Origin of the sequence: Planktotalea sp. (genome assembly GCF_965659345.1) — a bacterium.
In the GTDB taxonomy this organism is placed as follows: Bacteria; Pseudomonadota; Alphaproteobacteria; order Rhodobacterales; family Rhodobacteraceae; genus Planktotalea.
This window is the reverse complement of record NZ_CBFHVK010000005.1, coordinates 33,063-48,902: the sequence shown is the minus strand read 5'-3', so window position 1 is coordinate 48,902 and position 15,840 is coordinate 33,063. Positions and strand designations below refer to the sequence as shown.

Here is a 15,840-nt window from a genome sequence, read left to right as displayed (position 1 = left end):
GTCAGGCCAGTTCAAAAAGTGGGGTTCCAAGGGTGTCGAGATCGGGGGTCACGCCAAGGCCAGCCCCCTCGGGCGGCGCAATGCGCCCGTCTTTGCGGGTAGGGCAATCCGGCGCGATACGCGGCGCGACATAGCCCGATAGATCACAGGTATTCAGCAATGATCCACGCGGGGTCGAGGCGGCGAAATGAAGCGAGGCAGCGGTGACAATGTCAGAGCCCCATGTGCATTCAGCGCAAATTTCTGCGCCCAGATGAACAGTTAGATCGCGCGCACGGCGCATTGCGGAGAGGCCACCGAATTTGGACAGTTTGAGCGCGACAGCATCAAGTACACCCAGTTCATGCGCGCGCATCAAGGACGCCAGATCATGCGCTCCTTCATCAATCTTCATCGGCAGACCTGTGGCTTGGCGTACGGCAGCGCAGTCCTCCAGCGTTTTACAAGGCTGCTCTAACATGATGTCAAGGTGAGCCACCGCGCGCCCTGTGCGCGTGGCGTGAAGCTTGCTCGCTCCACAATTCCAATCGCCATAAACCAGCGGTCCGTCACCCACTGCTTCGCGCACTTTGATCAAGCGTTCTGCGTCAGTCTGCCAATCTGCATCCGCGCCAAGCTTGGCTTGGAACTGACGGATACCAGTGCGGTAAGCTTCACGCGCGATGCGGGCCATTTCATCAGGATCAATGCAAGTGATTGAATGATAAAGCGGCATATCTCGTCGCGTACGTCCGCCCAAAAGTTGATAAAGGGGGAGGTTTGTGACTTTGCCGTAAAGATCCCAAAGCGCCATATCGATGATGGACTTTGCATGCAGATGCCCTTGCAGGAAAGCGTCAAGCTTGCGCATTGGCGCGTCGATCCCCGTTGGTGTGATCCCGAGGATCTCGGGGGCCATTTCAGCGATTGCGCTGGGCACGCCGTCTGCGAAGGCAGGCAAGTAATGCGGGATCGGGCAGACTTCACCCCAACCTTTGAGCCCTGTGTCTGTTTCTAAACAGAGCACATGGGACTTCACAGTCGCACAGGTTTTGCCCTCGGCCATGTAGTAGGTTTCATGGCTGGTTAGATCGACAGACCAAAGCGTAATGCGATTAACTTTCATGGGTAGAGCGCAACTGGATCGCCCAGGGCGTTTTCATCAGGATGCACGCCTAGTCCGGGGGTTTCTGGCAAGTGTAGATGTCCATCGACGTTGCGCGGGCCACGCCCACCTGCGATATCGACGGTCAGCATATCTTGGCAGGCCCAAACAGCGTGGCAGTTGGCGTCAGGGATTGTTGCTGCAAGATGCAGCGCTTCCGTGTCGGCGAGCACAGATCCCCCCGTCGCCATCACGAACATATCAATGCCGTGGGCCAAAGCTATGTCGCGCATGCGTGCGGCTTTGGTAAGACCACCGACGCGATTGAGCTTGATCCCGAACACCTCTGCCAGACCATCACGTGCGATACGCGCAGCGTCTTGCAAGGTTACGAGGCTTTCATCAACCGAAACAGGCGCAGCATGTTTGCCGCTGATTGCCGCGATATCATCTAATGTTTCGCAAGGCTGTTCGAACATCACATTTAGGTCTTGGGTCGCATACATAACCCTCAAGGCCTGCTGCCGTGTCCAGCCACGATTGACGTCATAAAGGACGATTTCGCCGTCACGGCGGATGTCTTCCACATCGTGCACGCGGGCAATGTCGCGCGCCACATCGCCGCCAATCTTGACGGAGTGCGCGATGTAGCCGCGCTGGCGGTAGCGATCAATCACAGCACGCGTTTCTTCAACCGTCTTCGCACCAACAGACGATGCAATCGGGCGCGGTGTACGTGATCCTCCACCCATAAGATCGGCAATTGGCATGCCAGCAGCTTGCCCAGCGATATCCCAGCAGGCCATATCAATAGGGCTTTTGGCATAGAGATGACCGGGCAGGGCGAGGTCCATCGCCCGTTCCACATCAAGCACGCGGCGCGGATCGAGGCCCATGATAAAGGGTGCCATCGTTTCAATTCCTGCGCGAATTCCAGGGCCATGGGCGGGTACATATGTGTGACCCCATGGGGTGCCTTCGCCCCAACCGGTGATGCCTGCGTCCGTCTCTATCTTCACCAGAGTCGCATCAAGATTTTCAAACTTGAGACGTCCGCCAGAAAGCCAATAAGGATGTTCGAGCGGTAAGTTTACTTGGTAGACTGAAATGCGTGTGATTTTCATGGGGTGACCACAATATTGCCGGTGTGCTTTTTCGCGATAAACGCGGTCTGGGCTTCACGCAGTTGATCTAAAGGATATGTAGCGGCTAATGCTGGTTTGATTTCACCGTTTTCGATGTAGCGGATCAGATTTGGCATGACTTCAGGTGCTATTACGGTCGAGCCTGTGAAGGTAAGATCACGTAAGTAAAACGTACGCAGATCGAGTTCGACCATCGGTCCCGCAATCGCGCCGGAACATGTGTAGCGCCCACCGCGCTCAAGGACATCGATAAGTGTCGCCCAGTAGGGACCGCCAACAACATCCGCCACAACAGTGATCTTCTCTTCGCCTAAGGTCGCGCGCAGATCATTGGGCGCACGCGACAGAAGCAGATCAGGACCAAACGCGGCAACCTCTCGGTGTTTCGCCTCCGATGCCATGGCGATCACGCGCGCGCCGCGCCGCTTGGCGAGTTGCACCAAAGCACCGCCAACACCACCCGAAGCACCGGGGATCAGAACTGTATCTGCCGATGTCACTTGCGCGCGGGTCAGCATACCCTCAGCAGTGGAGTATGAGCACGAAAAGGTAGCAAGTTCGGCATCAGACAGTTCTGATGTGATGGCAAGTGCGCTGGCGGCAAGCGTCGTGCTGTATTCAGCAAAACCACCGTCACGCTCGGATCCAAAATAGCCGGTTTTATTCATATCTGTCGGAGCGTCTGCATCGCGCAACCAACCGTCAGTGATCACCCGTTCACCAATGCGCGCAGCATCAACACCTTCGCCAACAGCGACGATTTCGCCACATACATCTGCGCCTTGGATCCGCGGGAAAACGATTGGTGCGCCGCCCCATGTCGGGTCTTCCGCGCCAACCTCTTCGAACGCGCCGCCTGTCGTCGCATCAGTGACCGTCTTCGAATACCAGCCTGAGCGCGTGTTTACATCGGTGTTGTTGAGGCCACATGCGCCGACACGGATAAGCACTTCGCCCGCTGCAGGCTCAGGGCGTGGCCAATCGGGGTGCAACACCATTTGATCAAGGTCGCCGTGCCCCATCGTGACCATCGCTCGCATTGTTTTGGGAAGTGTCATGCAGCATCCGTTCTTGGTTTGACGCTTGCAGGGTCATAAGCAGGTTCGCTCAAGACCTTCGCTGCGCGTGGCTCTCCGTGAATGATTACGTCGAGCACCGTGCCAGCAACTGCAGCCTCGGGTTTGATGTAGGCGAAGGCTAGTATCTTACCGACGGTGGGGCCATTGGCGACAGAGGCGGTGGATCCAACAACAGTGCCATCCATCATCACTGCTTCACCACCGTGCCCATCAGCTTTGCCATCTGGTTCAATCTCCAGATAGGCGCAGACCCATGGCAGATCCGTATTGAGGGTCTTGTCCCGTCCCAAGTAGTCCTTGTCGGTGCGCGCAAAGCGCAGCACATCTGCTTCTGCCAGCGTGACTTCATTGGTCAATTCGCCAGCGCCCTTAAAGCCCTTCTCCATCCGCATCACATTCATCGCAAAGGAGCCATAGTCTGCAATGTTGTGTGCTTCGCCAGCGGCCCAAAGTGCGTTGTAGACTTCGAGACATGCAGCGTTTGGCATGTGGAATTCCCAGCCCAGTTCACCCGCGTAAGACATCCGAAACGCCCAGATTTTATGCCCTGCGACAGTGATCTGTTGCGCGGACAGCCAACGGAAGCCTGCGTTACTCAGGTCTGCATCGGTGCAAGTGCTCAACACATCACGCGCGCGCGGGCCATTGAGCGAGAGCGCGGACCACTCAGCCGAGAGCGCGGAGATACTGACGTCTTCATCTTTGCGCTGATGGTTGACGTGATCGAGCAAACGCTGTTCAAAGAAGGCTGCACAGACAAGGTAAAACTGATCATCGTCCATGCGCACGATGGTTGTCTCAAGCTCGATCCGACCTTTGCGGTTCAGCATATGGGTAAGAGTGATCGAGCCCGTCTTTTGTGGCATCCGATTAGCAGTCAGGCGATCCAAAAGTGCATAGGCGTCAGGGCCGGATACAAGCACTTTGGTGAAGGCGGTGACATCCATGAGCCCTACGTTTTCGCGCACGGCTTTCACTTCTGTCGCTATCATGTTCTCGACCACTGTGCGGTTGAAGCCATAGTGATCTTCTTGGGCGACGCCGTCTTTTGCAAAGAAGCGCGGTCGCTCAAAACCATAGACTTCTTCATGCACCGCACCCTTGGATTTCAGAAATTCGTATAGTGGTGATGGCTTGATTGGACGCCCTGCCAAACGGTTGAAATGGGGGAATGGAATCTCGTGGCGCAGGCAGTAATCTTCCTCTGCCTTCACGACTTGCCACTCTTTCGTGGCGTAGCTGCCAAAGCGACGTGGGTCGTAATCGCGCATCGAAATATCCGCCGCACCATGGACCATCCACCGCGCGAGTTCGCGCGTCAGGCCCGGCCCCCAGCCAATGCCGATTTGCGTGCCACAGCAGCACCAGTAATTTTGCACGCCTGGCGCTGGGCCGATAAGCGGATTGCCGTCCGGCGGATGAGAGATAGCGCCGTGGACTTCGCGCTGGATGCCAAGCTCAGCGAAGATGGGCATGCGGTTCAGGCTTTCTTCAAGGTAGGGCATGACGCGGTCGTAATCTGCATCAAAGAGCCAATTCTCATAATCCCATGGGCAATGATCGTGCCAAACGGAATTCGGATTTTCCTTTTCGTAAATCCCTATGAGACCGCGTTTCTGCTCCATCCGGATGTAGCCGGACACCTTCTTGTCATCGCGGATTACGGGCAGTTCTGTGTCGAGCGCTTCGAATTCAGGCACAGGTTCTGTGACAAAGTAGTGATGCGTCATCGACGTCATGGGCAATTGCAGTCCAGACCATTCGCCCATTTGGCGCGCATAGGTGCCGCCCGCATTAACAACATGTTCGCAAGTAATTGTGCCTTTTTCAGTCTCCACCTGCCACTCACCGGAGGGAAGCTGCGTGATGTTCGTGGCACGACATTGGCGGATGATCTTTACGCCCTTTTGACGAGCGCCGGTGGCCATCGCCATGGTGACGTTAGTCGGATCGACGTGGCCGTCATCTGGCGTATGAAGCGCACCGATCACGCCCTCGAGATTATAAAAGGGATGTAGTTCAGCGACCTTTTCAGGGCCAACCAGCTCGATATTGAACCCGAGTGCGCGGCCAACGGAAAGCGTGTGGCGCAGCCAGTCCATCTCATCCTCGGTATAAGCCAAGCGGAACGAGCCACAGCCATGCCACGTGACAGGTTGGCCCGTTTCGGCCTCAAGCCCGCCCGAGTACAGACCGATATTGTAATCTACACATTTGCCTAATCCGAAGCTGGACGTGGAATGCGTGATCTGTCCCGCAGCATGCCAAGTGCTGCCCGAGGTCAGCTCTGCCTTTTCGAGTAGAACCGTATCATCGCCCCAGCCTTCATGGCCAAGATGGTACGCAAGTCCGACACCCATAACGCCACCCCCAACGATGACAACGCGCGCGGTGGTTGGAAATTCAGTGGCCACGGGAAACATTCCTTTATGAGTCGTATTTTCAGTGGACAGGCTAAGCGAACAAAAATACCATCGTCAACTATGAATGGGACAAACGTATCAAACACGATTCTTGAGCGTCTTGCAGGCGAGCTGACCGAACTGACGCCGGAAGCGCGCAAGGCGGCGACTTATGTGTTGGAAAACCCTCGTGATGTGGGCGTGTCGACGGTGCGCGAAATTGCTGAAGCGGCGAATGTGAAGCCCAACACTGTTGTACGCATGGCGCGGCAAGTGGGCTTTGAAGGCTATGAGGATTTTCGCGAACCGTTTCGCGACGCCATTCGCAACGGTGCCGCAGATTTCCCTGATCGCGCCCGCTGGCTGCAAGACATCCGCAAAAGCGGTGACCTTGGTGGGCTTTATGCGGATATGGTGCGCGATGTTCTGGCGAACATCGAAGAAACCTTCGCAGGTATTTCAACCGAAGATTTAAAGTCTGCCGCGGATGCGATTTGGACAGCACGCCGCGTCTTTACGCTGGGCGTGGGCGTAAACAACTCGATTGCGCGCAATTTTACCTACCTCGCCTCGACAGGGATGACGGAGTTCCACGCAATCCCGCGCCCCGGATCGACACCAGTGGATGATCTGGCTTGGGCGGATAGCAACGACATTCTGATCGCAGTGACCTGCAAGCCTTATCGCTCTGAAGTGGTGGAGGCCGTCAAGATCGCACGCGAACAAGGGATGAGCATCATCGCCCTGTCTGACAGTCCTGCAAGCCCCATTATCCGTGAGGCGGATCATAGCTTTGTCGTCAACGTCGATACACCACAGTTCTTTCCGTCCTCCGTCAGCATCATTGCTTTACTCGAAACGCTTTTGTCTTTTGTAATCGCGGTTGCCAGTGATGAGATCCCAGAGCGGGTCGAAACGTTCCACAAGCGCCGCCACCAGCTTGGTCTGTACTATGAGGATGTATAATGGGTGATCCAATCCGTTCTTTAGCTGCGCGCTATTACATTGATCCACAGGTGTTTGAGGTCGAGAACGCTGGGCTTTTGGCACAGACGTGGCAATTCGGGTGTCATGCGTCTGAGTTGGCCAACACAGGTGACTACGCAACGTTTGAGATTGCAGGCGAAAGCCTGTTTGCGATCCGTGGGCGCGACGATAAGATCCGTGTGTTTTACAACGTCTGCCAACACCGCGCGCACCAACTGGTCAGTGGCACAGGCACGACGCGTGTAGTGGTCTGTCCCTATCATGCGTGGACTTACGAACTCACGGGCGAGCTGCGCGCAGGGCCGAATATCAATGTCGTCGAAGGGCTTGATAAATCCGGTATTTGTCTGACCGAAGTACGCGCTGAAGAGTTTGTCGGGTTTATCTTTGTGAACCTCGATCCAGATGCGGCACCTATGGAGGATTGGTTCCCAAACGCGCGCGCAGAGCTGGAAGAGTGGGTTCCAAACTGGGCTGACCTCAAGCCGCTCGAATGGGTCGATATTCCGGAGAATTGCAACTGGAAAGTCTCGGTCGAAAACTATTCCGAATGCTATCACTGCTCCCTAAATCATCCAACGTTTGCCAATGGCGTGGTGAAACCTGAGACCTATGACATTCAGCCCCAAGGTAAGTGCTTGCGTCACACAACCGAATGCCAAAGTCTTGAGGATATGACTTACGATGTGCATTCAGGTTTTGCGCATCAGTATGAATACTCCAGCTGGTTCCTTTGGCCGATGTTCTCTTTCCAAGTTTATCCGGGCAATGTTCTCAACACCTATCACTGGCGCGCGATTGATGGAGATCATGTGGTGGTCTGGCGCGGCTGGTATTCCGTCGGTGGGGTAGAGGATGCCAAGGTCCGGCAACTCGCCGTGCAAGATCGTGAAACCACAGTGGAGGAAGACATTCATCTGGTTGAGTCTGTGCAGAGGGGGCTTGGGTCGCGCGGATATAAACCCGGCCCGCTGGTCGTTGATCCCAAGGGTGGAGTGAATTCAGAACACCCCGTCATGCACCTGCAAAGCTGGATGAAGGAAGCGATAGATGGCTGATTATGTGATGCCTGAAAAATGGACTGCGGAACAAAAACTGTTCCCGCACCAAGTTGGATTCACTTGCCCGCCATTTGACTATGATGCCGCTCCGTCTGATTTCCTGCGCATGTCCCCCGACAGCGTTGGTGTTCATGGCTGGATGCTGCATGTGCCAGACTATGTGCACGGTCTGGATCAACGCAAAAAGAATTTCGGTATGATGGACGACTTTGTGCATTGCATGGCCCGCAATGGTGTCGATGTCTGCGGTCAAGTCGGGTCAAACTGGGTGCACGCCTCGGGCCTTGGTGTTGAGGGCATCCGCCAGCATTGCGCCGATCTGTCCGAGAAATACGAGACCCGTTTTCATATGGCTGGCTATGCGATGGTCGAAGCCTTACGTGCCATGAACGTGGAAAAGGTGGCGCTGAACGGTGCTTATCATTGGCCGGCTTGGTGGCAGGGCACTGCGGGATTTCTGCGCGAAGCCGGTTTTGATGTGCTTTGGGCTGGCAATTTTGTGGATCAAGGCTGGTTTCCTGATCAGGAAGCCGTGAATGCGAAGCGCTGGATCTTTGATGGGGATCTTTTCGAGCGCAGTTTTTCCTTTGTTGCTGATAAAGCGCCAAATGCCGACGCATATCTTATCAACGGCATGTGCAATTTTCGCTCTGGCCGAGATGGCCTGCCACAACGCCCGCTGCATCTGGCGCGCGATATGGAGGCCAAGTTGGGCAAGCCCATCATCGGCCATGACATCGCGCTTTATTGGCGGATTATGAAAGATCTTGGGATTGCGCCGACCTCCCCGCAAAGTCAGCTGTTGGAGAGCCTCAGATGAACAAAATCGTTGCCTTATGGGCTGTTCCGCGCTCCACCTCGACTGCGTTTGAATGGATGATGCGTCAGCGCGGTGATTTGGATTGCTTACACGAACCTTTTGGGGAGGCTTGGTATCAAGGCGAACACCCGCTTTGGCCACGTTTTAAGGATGGCGAAAAGACCACAAAGGGCCTGAGTATCGAAAGCGTTTGGGAGGATATCCAAACGCGCGCGAAACGTGGCCCAGTGTTCTTAAAAGACTTCCCGCATTACGTAAATCACATGTGGACACCTGATTTCCTGTCCAACTTTACCCATGCTTTTCTTATTCGCGATCCGGCCAAGACGATCTCATCAATGTATGACAAATGGCCCGACTTCGATGAGCTTGAAGTAGGTTTTCCCGAACAACGCGCGTTGTTTGATTTGCTGACTGCATCGAATGGCACACGGCCACCCGTTGTTGATAGTGATGATCTGCTGGAAAACCCTAAAGCTATGGTTGAAGCATTTTGCGATGCTGTTGAGATTCCTTTCATTCCTGAAGCTCTGAGTTGGGAGCCGGGCGCAGATACGGGTGAGTATAGCTGGTGGGATGGCGGAAGCTTTCATTCGAATTTACGCGCCTCAACAGGGTTAAAGCCGCAAACGCGTCGCTACATCGAAGTCGCAGATGCACCTGAACGTGTAGGGCGTGTTCATCGCCGTATGAAACCGCATTACGATCACCTTTATCAGCACCGGATCAGACTCTCATGAAAGACTATTGGCAGAACTATATTGACGGCGCTTTCGTTGATGGCGGGGCAGGGCGGATTGACGTTATCAATCCCGGAAATGGTGAAAAACTGGCGGAGCAGGCATTGGCTGACAGTGCTGACGTAGACCGTGCAGTACAAGCAGCGCGACGTGTACATCTTTCGGGTGCGCTCAGTGATCTGCGCCCAGTCGAGCGTGGCCGTATGGTGCAAGCGATGGGGCGATACTTGCTCGAACACATCGACGAGATCGCAAAGGTTCTGACACTGGAGCAAGGCAAACCACTTTGGGAATCCCAGATCGAAATTGAAGGGGCAGCGCGCTATTTCGAATACTATGGCAATCAAGCGGAAACGGTTGAGGGTCGCTCGATCCCGCTGGGCAAAGGCTATTTCGATTTCACCACCTACGAACCTTTTGGTGTTTCGGCGCAGATCATTCCGTGGAACTACCCGATTGAGATGACGGCGCGCTCGCTTTCCGCTGCTCTGGCAACCGGCAATACTTGTGTCATCAAAACGCCGGAACTCACGCCTCTTAGCAATGCTTGGTTCGCCCATGCTGCTGAAGCTGTCGGTCTGCCAAAAGGTGCTGTGAATATCCTTTGTGGTCTTGGTCACGACGCGGGTGCAGCGCTTTCAGCGCATTCGGATGTGAACCAAATCGTCTTTACAGGTTCTGTGCCAACAGGCATCGTAATCGCGAGCGCTGCGGCGCAAAATGTTGTTCCTTGTGTGCTAGAACTCGGCGGGAAATCTGCGGCGATTGTGCATGATGATGCGGATCTTGATGCGTTTGAGAATGACGTGCGTTGGGGGATCTATTTTAATGCAGGACAGGTGTGTTCCGCCATGAGCCGTGTGATTGCGCATGACAGCATCCACGATGCGCTGGTTGAACGGATGGTGGGCGTTGCCCAATCGCTAGAGGTAAAGGCAGGTATTGAGCAGCCAGAGTTTGGTGCCACGATGGGTGCGATGGTGTCTGATGCGCAACGGGACCGCGCGCTTGGCATGATCGCTGAGGCGCAAAGCCAAGGTGCACGCGTCGCGACGGGCGGGCACAAGCTCAACAGGCCTGGCGCATTTTTGGAGCCAACGATTCTAACTGATGTGACCCCAGATATGACCATCGCAAATGAAGAGGTCTTTGGACCGGTTTTATCGGTTCTCAAATTTTCTTCTGATGAACAGGCGTTCAGGATTGCAAATGGCACGCCCTATGGACTTGTCGGCGGCGTGTTCACCCGTGATCTTGACCGAGCGACTAGTGCCGCGCGTCAGTTGCGTGCAGGGCAAGTGTTTGTGAATGAATGGTACGCAGGGGGCGTTGAGACCCCCTTTGGCGGCTATGGCAAATCTGGCTATGGACGCGAGAAGGGCCGCGAAGCGCTGTGGAATTACGTTCAAACTAAAAACGTCGCGATTAAATTGAAGGGCTAACACATGAGCACATTCGACGAAGACCTTTTCCTAAAAGGCTTAGAACAACGCAAAGCCACGCTTGGCGCGGAATATGTGGAAAAGAACCTTGCTGCCGCTGATGATTTTACGCGTCCGTTTCAAGAAGCGATGACAGCATGGTGCTGGGGCTTTGGTTGGGGCGATGATGTAATCGATGCCAAAACGCGCTCCATGATGAACCTTTCGATGATCGGTGCGCTGGGCAAGATGCAAGAGTGGGAAACCCACTGCCGAGGTGCGCTTAACAATGGTGTCACGCAAGACGAAATTCGCGCGATCATTCATGTCATTGGTATCTATTGCGGTGTCCCGCAAGCGCTTGAATGCTTTCGGGTCGCGAAAAAAGTTCTTGCGGAGTCTTGATTAGCTAAGCGCTGCGCGACGATTCAGGTCGCTGGCCTGCGTGTGGCGAGGCGGCACCAGAGGTATCGCGCTCGCGCTTAACAAGTGGGTCAGATTGCTGTCTGATTTACCCGTTTGATCAACTGTTCGCCAGTTTCTTTACGCTCGCTATAGCGCTCGACAAGGTAGTCGGCACGGCCGCGCGTCAGCACTGTGAATTTGACAAGTTCTTCCATGACATCGACCATCCGGTCGTAGTTTGGCGATGGTTTCATCCGGTCGTTTCCATCAAACTCCAAGAAAGCCTTTGGGGTTGAGGACTGGTTTGGAATTGTGAGAAGCCGCATCCAGCGACCAAGAATGCGTAGCTGATTGACGGTATTGAAGCTTTGCGAACCGCCATTGACCTGCATGACCGCGAGCGTCTTTCCTTGCGTGGGACGCACAGCCCCGAGCGAGAGTGGAATCCAATCGATCTGCGATTTCATGATGCCGGTCATCGCGCCGTGACGTTCAGGTGAACACCAGACCATGCCTTCGCACCAAGTGACCAGATCTCTCAGTTCTTGCACTTTGGGGTGATCTGCATCGGCGTCGTCAGGCAGGGGCAATCCGCTTGGATTGAAGGTCTTGGTCTTGGCCCCAAATCGCGTCAGAATGCGCGCGGCTTCCTCGGTCATTAGTCGGCTGTATGATTTGTCTCTCAGGGAGCCGTAAAGCAACAAAATGCGTGGCGGATGCGCCATATCGTTTTCCGAGAACAAGCGCCCGTTGTCGATGGCGCGGAAGTGGTCATCTTCTATGTTGGGAGTGTCGGTCATCTCTACAATCCTCTTTGTTTTGAAAGTGCGTTTTCAAGCGTAGTGAGCGCTTGGTCCAAACTGGCGCGCGGGCAGGCGATGTTTAATCGTCCGAACCCTTCACCGCTTGCGCCAAAGGAAATTCCGCGCGTGATTGCCCAACCGGCATCGCGTCGAAGGAATAGGGTTAGATCGTCTTGAGCCATGCCGAGGGAACGAAAATCCAGCCAAAGCAAAAAGGTGCCCTCGGGTTCGATAAGATGCACTTCTGGCAGATTGGCCAATCGCGTTCGAACCAAAGCGAGATTGCCCTCGATGTAGTCCATGACAGCATTAAGCCATGGTGCGCCATGAGTGTAGGCAGCTTGCATGGCGACACTGGCAAAAGCGTTGTTCTTGTTCACCGTCAATCGGCTGTTTTCGGCTTGAAAGGCACGGCGTCTCTGTTCATCGGGCACCACTGTAAATGCTGCACAACATGCTGCGATATTGAAACTTTTTGCGGGAGATAGGCAGGTGACAGAGTTGAGAGCATCCGCATGTGAAATACTGGCGAACGGCGTGTAAGAGTGTTCGGAAAACGTGATATCCCCGTGGATTTCATCAGACACGACAAGAACGCCATGTTTTCTGCAAATTGAACCCAGTTTCGTAAGTTCTTCTTTGCTCCAGACCCGCCCCACCGGATTGTGGGGATTGCACAGAAACAATATCTTGGTGCGTGGATCAGCGGCGCAAACTTCTAATCCTTCAAAATCCATTTTATAGCGCGCTGTCGACATGACCAGCGGGTTTTCAACGATGAGACGGCCATTCTCTGCGATAATGTCCGCAAAATCGAAGAACACAGGTGGTTGTACGATGATTGCGTCGCCAGGGTCTGAAAACAGATTTACTGCCATCGAAAGACTGTTCAGCACATTGGGCGCGCGGAGGATGTGGTTCGCGTCAATATCCCAAGCGTGGCGGGTTTTCATCCATTCGGTTAAAGCAGGCATCAGGCCTTCTGGAACTGTTTCATAGCCAAAAACCCCGTGTGCCAAACGCTGTGAGATTGCATCCAAGACAGGCTGTGGCGCAAGAAAATCCATATCTGCGACGCCTGCTGCAAATAGATCTGTTCCATCGTCTCCCAAAACCATTGGGTGCACTTTCAGCGCGGGTACGCTGCGACGGTTAATAATTTGATCAAAATCAAAGGGATCAGCCATTGTCATTCTCATTCAAAAGCCAGCCAAAGAACCCTGTCGCCAAGACCGCTGCAACCAGCTGAACTGCGATAAAGGCTGCAACATCAACTGGCGCAATTCCTGCAAACGTGTCTGAAAATCCCCGTGCTATTGTGACGGCTGGGTTTGCGAAGGATGTCGAAGACGTGAACCAATAGGCTGCTGTAATATAAAGGCCAACAGCCATAGGCACCGCGGTTGGACGTGCCTTGAGACAAGCAAGGATCGTACCGACCAGACCGAAGGTCGCGACAAACTCTCCGGTCCATTGCCCGATGCCACTGCGCGTCGTCGAGGAGGGGTCAATCAATGGGTTATCGAACATGAGATGCGCTGCAAATACCCCAACGATCCCGCCAAAGATCTGCGCGACGACATAAAGAAGCGCATCGCGTTTTTCGATCTCACGACGCAAAGCGAATGCAAGCGTCACGGCAGGGTTGAAATGCGCACCAGAGATCGGGCCAAAGATGGTGATTAACACCACAAGGATTGCACCTGTTGGGATTGTGTTTCCCAAAAGCGCAATTGCAACGTTACCATCGGCCAGTTGTTCCGCCATGATGCCCGAACCAATGACCGTTGCCAAAAGTGAAAACGTTCCCAACCATTCTGCCATTAGTCGTCGTTCAAGCGTCATTGTTTTCTCCCGTCAGGTCGGCAAAGCGAGCCGCGTCGATGTTGCCGCCTGTAACTATTGTCGCGATGGTTTTGTTTTTAATGTCGATCTGGCCGTTCAGCACAGCTGCAAGGCCAACAACGGCCCCCGGCTCCGTCACGATTTTGAAATGCTCAAACGCAAATCTCATGGCCGCACGGACCTCTGCATCGGTGGCTGTGACGCCGCCTGCCAACAGATCAAGGTTGATCGGAAAGGTCACATCATTGGGGATCGGCGTCATGATAGAGTCGCAAATCGTGTGCTGATTTAGAGGGTTCGCAACAGGTTGGCCTGCTGCAAGTGAGCGGAGTGTATCATCAAATAACGCTGGCTCTACCGCGTAGACTTGCGTGTTTGGAGAAGCTTCGGCCATGACAACGGCTGTTGCCGCTGTAAGACCGCCGCCGCCGCATGGGACTAAAACGCAATCTAGTGGAGGGCTATCTTCCAGAAGCTCCAGCGCTGCGGTGCCAGCTCCGGCAAGGATTTGATCATGAGCGCTTGGTGGCACTTCGATGCGGCCGGATTGCTTTACAATTTGGGCGACGACCTCTGCACTTTTTTCCAAGTTTCGATCAAAGGTCACAATCTCTGCCCCAAGGGCGCGCGTTGCGTTCATCTTATTCGCGGGAACATCGCTGGGCATCACGATAACAGCGCTTGTTCTGAGCATTTGCGCTGCGCGCGCCAGACCCAAAGCATGGTTGCCCGAGGAATAACTGACCACGCCACGCCTGCGTTCTTCTGGTGACAGGTTGACCGTGCGGTTGAATGCACCACGAAACTTGAAGGCACCTGTGCGCTGAAAGCTTTCAGCTTTCAAAAGCAACCGCCCACCGAGCATTTCGTTCACGTCAGAATTCTCTAGCACCGGAGTACGCACGACAATACCTGCTAGAGTACCTTGGGCAGCACGAACATCAGCAAGAGAGACAGGATGGCGTTTCATGCGTCGGCAGCAATTTGAAATAGGGCATCGCCGCGCTCGACCTGTGCCATTGCGCGCTTACACAGCACAATTCCAGTGTAGGGTGATGTGACGTTTTCTGGTTCTTTTTGGGGTGTGTTTGGGTGATGGATTAAGCCGACTACGTCGCCAAGTTCGACATCATCACCGATGTCTTTCAAAGGTTCGAACAAGCCTTTTTCATAAGCATAGATCGATCCTTGGGCGTTCAGCTCTCGTGTGCCATTTGCAGTGTCAGGGACGTATTCAGGCAACATGCCAAGGCTATGGAGAACCCTACACAGCCCTCGTTTTGTGAGCTTTAGGATGTCTGGCGTGACTGTATTTCCACCGCCAAGCTCGGCCATGACATTGATCACGCCTTTTCGGTTTGCAGCCCCCATCGCGGTGCGCGCGGTGCTCTTACGGCCCCCGCCGCTAGTGAAGACCCAAGCATAGGGCAGATCAAGTGCCTTTTGCATTGCGAGCAAGGCTTGTGCTTCTTCAGTGCTATGACCTTGCCCGCGTAAAAGCGTCGGTGGGTAGAACAAAGAACTGCCGCCTGAATGAAGATCAACAGCATAATCGGCGAGGGGCAAAAGGATCTCTTCGATATAGTGCGCAATCATCTCTGTCGGGCTTCCCGCAGCATTTCCCGGGAACGTACGATTTAGGTTGCCATCATCGATCGGAGAGGTGCGCGAACCAGCGTCAGCGGCTGGAGTATTTACCATCGGTAACAAAATCAACCTTCCGCGGATGTCGCTTGGCTGAAGCGTGCGCGCAAGATCTGAAACGGCAATCTGCCCTTCGTATTCGTCCCCGTGATTTCCGGCCATAATAACAAGGGTCGGACCTTCGCCATTCTGGATGCAGGTGATCGGGATCGGGATCCAGCCATAGGCAGAGCGATGCACAGAGTGAGGCACGCGCAGATAGCCTGAGTGTTTGCCAATCGCTTCAAAGTCGATTTCAGCTGTTATTGATGTACCGGCCAAAGACGCGTCCTCCAAACATCATTTCGGCATATGCCGAACTATCACGGGGCTAGGTCAGACAAGATGCCTTGTCAAGCTTCGAT

Annotated in this window: 15 protein-coding genes; 6 read left to right on the top strand and 9 right to left on the bottom strand. The window is 54.3% G+C overall.

The features are described from left to right. Nucleotide 1: 1 nt before the first annotated feature. From ACTG3Z_RS04925 to ACTG3Z_RS04910, 4 genes are read right to left on the bottom strand one after another with little or no spacing between them, the layout of a single operon-like run. The gene (locus ACTG3Z_RS04925) at nucleotides 2–1,105 is read right to left on the bottom strand and encodes a mandelate racemase/muconate lactonizing enzyme family protein (protein WP_439141615.1); all 1,104 of its coding nucleotides are present in this window, start codon (nucleotides 1,103–1,105) and stop codon (nucleotides 2–4) included. After that, a complete protein-coding gene (locus ACTG3Z_RS04920) occupies nucleotides 1,102–2,208 on the bottom strand; it encodes a mandelate racemase/muconate lactonizing enzyme family protein (RefSeq protein WP_439141614.1) in 1,107 nt (368 codons plus the stop codon). Before ACTG3Z_RS04920 ends, ACTG3Z_RS04925 begins: the two co-directional genes overlap by 4 nt. Continuing rightward, complete coding sequence (locus ACTG3Z_RS04915) at nucleotides 2,205–3,287, bottom strand: alcohol dehydrogenase family protein (RefSeq protein ID WP_439141613.1); 1,083 nt, start codon at nucleotides 3,285–3,287, stop codon at nucleotides 2,205–2,207. The genes ACTG3Z_RS04920 and ACTG3Z_RS04915 overlap by 4 nt, the downstream gene beginning before the upstream one ends. Next, nucleotides 3,284–5,722: an FAD-dependent oxidoreductase gene (locus tag ACTG3Z_RS04910; protein WP_439141611.1), complete on the bottom strand. Its 2,439-nt coding sequence runs from the start codon at nucleotides 5,720–5,722 to the stop codon at nucleotides 3,284–3,286. The genes ACTG3Z_RS04915 and ACTG3Z_RS04910 overlap by 4 nt, the downstream gene beginning before the upstream one ends. Before the next feature lie 69 nt (nucleotides 5,723–5,791). Between ACTG3Z_RS04910 and ACTG3Z_RS04905 the strand changes: the two genes are divergently transcribed. From ACTG3Z_RS04905 to ACTG3Z_RS04880, 6 genes are read left to right on the top strand one after another with little or no spacing between them, the layout of a single operon-like run. Then, complete coding sequence (locus tag ACTG3Z_RS04905; protein ID WP_439141610.1) at nucleotides 5,792–6,676, top strand: MurR/RpiR family transcriptional regulator; 885 nt, start codon at nucleotides 5,792–5,794, stop codon at nucleotides 6,674–6,676. Next, entirely contained in the window at nucleotides 6,676–7,755 is a 1,080-nt protein-coding gene (locus ACTG3Z_RS04900) for an aromatic ring-hydroxylating oxygenase subunit alpha (RefSeq protein WP_439141608.1), read from the top strand. Before ACTG3Z_RS04905 ends, ACTG3Z_RS04900 begins: the two co-directional genes overlap by 1 nt. After that, nucleotides 7,748–8,578, top strand: coding sequence for a hypothetical protein (locus ACTG3Z_RS04895; RefSeq protein WP_439141606.1), 831 nt, complete (start codon nucleotides 7,748–7,750; stop codon nucleotides 8,576–8,578). The genes ACTG3Z_RS04900 and ACTG3Z_RS04895 overlap by 8 nt, the downstream gene beginning before the upstream one ends. Beyond that, nucleotides 8,575–9,318 carry a sulfotransferase family protein gene (locus ACTG3Z_RS04890; protein ID WP_439141605.1) on the top strand — a complete coding sequence of 248 codons (744 nt, stop codon included), beginning with the start codon at nucleotides 8,575–8,577 and terminating at the stop codon, nucleotides 9,316–9,318. The genes ACTG3Z_RS04895 and ACTG3Z_RS04890 overlap by 4 nt, the downstream gene beginning before the upstream one ends. Further along, entirely contained in the window at nucleotides 9,315–10,760 is a 1,446-nt protein-coding gene (locus tag ACTG3Z_RS04885) for an aldehyde dehydrogenase family protein (protein ID WP_439141603.1), read from the top strand. The genes ACTG3Z_RS04890 and ACTG3Z_RS04885 overlap by 4 nt, the downstream gene beginning before the upstream one ends. A gap of 3 nt (nucleotides 10,761–10,763) precedes the next feature. Continuing rightward, entirely contained in the window at nucleotides 10,764–11,144 is a 381-nt protein-coding gene (locus tag ACTG3Z_RS04880) for a carboxymuconolactone decarboxylase family protein (RefSeq protein WP_439141601.1), read from the top strand. A gap of 89 nt (nucleotides 11,145–11,233) precedes the next feature. Here ACTG3Z_RS04880 and arsH read toward each other — a convergent pair whose 3' ends face one another. The 5 genes from arsH to ACTG3Z_RS04855 are packed head-to-tail and all read right to left on the bottom strand — an operon-like array spanning nucleotide 11,234 to nucleotide 15,757. Beyond that, complete coding sequence (gene arsH, locus ACTG3Z_RS04875) at nucleotides 11,234–11,944, bottom strand: arsenical resistance protein ArsH (protein ID WP_439141599.1); 711 nt, start codon at nucleotides 11,942–11,944, stop codon at nucleotides 11,234–11,236. Nucleotides 11,945–11,946: 2 nt separating this feature from the next. Continuing rightward, nucleotides 11,947–13,134: a MalY/PatB family protein gene (locus tag ACTG3Z_RS04870; protein WP_439141597.1), complete on the bottom strand. Its 1,188-nt coding sequence runs from the start codon at nucleotides 13,132–13,134 to the stop codon at nucleotides 11,947–11,949. After that, the gene (locus ACTG3Z_RS04865; RefSeq protein ID WP_439141596.1) at nucleotides 13,127–13,792 is read right to left on the bottom strand and encodes an aquaporin; all 666 of its coding nucleotides are present in this window, start codon (nucleotides 13,790–13,792) and stop codon (nucleotides 13,127–13,129) included. Before ACTG3Z_RS04865 ends, ACTG3Z_RS04870 begins: the two co-directional genes overlap by 8 nt. After that, nucleotides 13,782–14,762 carry a threonine ammonia-lyase gene (locus tag ACTG3Z_RS04860; RefSeq protein WP_439141595.1) on the bottom strand — a complete coding sequence of 327 codons (981 nt, stop codon included), beginning with the start codon at nucleotides 14,760–14,762 and terminating at the stop codon, nucleotides 13,782–13,784. Before ACTG3Z_RS04860 ends, ACTG3Z_RS04865 begins: the two co-directional genes overlap by 11 nt. Next, entirely contained in the window at nucleotides 14,759–15,757 is a 999-nt protein-coding gene (locus tag ACTG3Z_RS04855; protein WP_439141594.1) for a succinylglutamate desuccinylase/aspartoacylase family protein, read from the bottom strand. The genes ACTG3Z_RS04860 and ACTG3Z_RS04855 overlap by 4 nt, the downstream gene beginning before the upstream one ends. Nucleotides 15,758–15,840 lie beyond the last annotated feature (83 nt).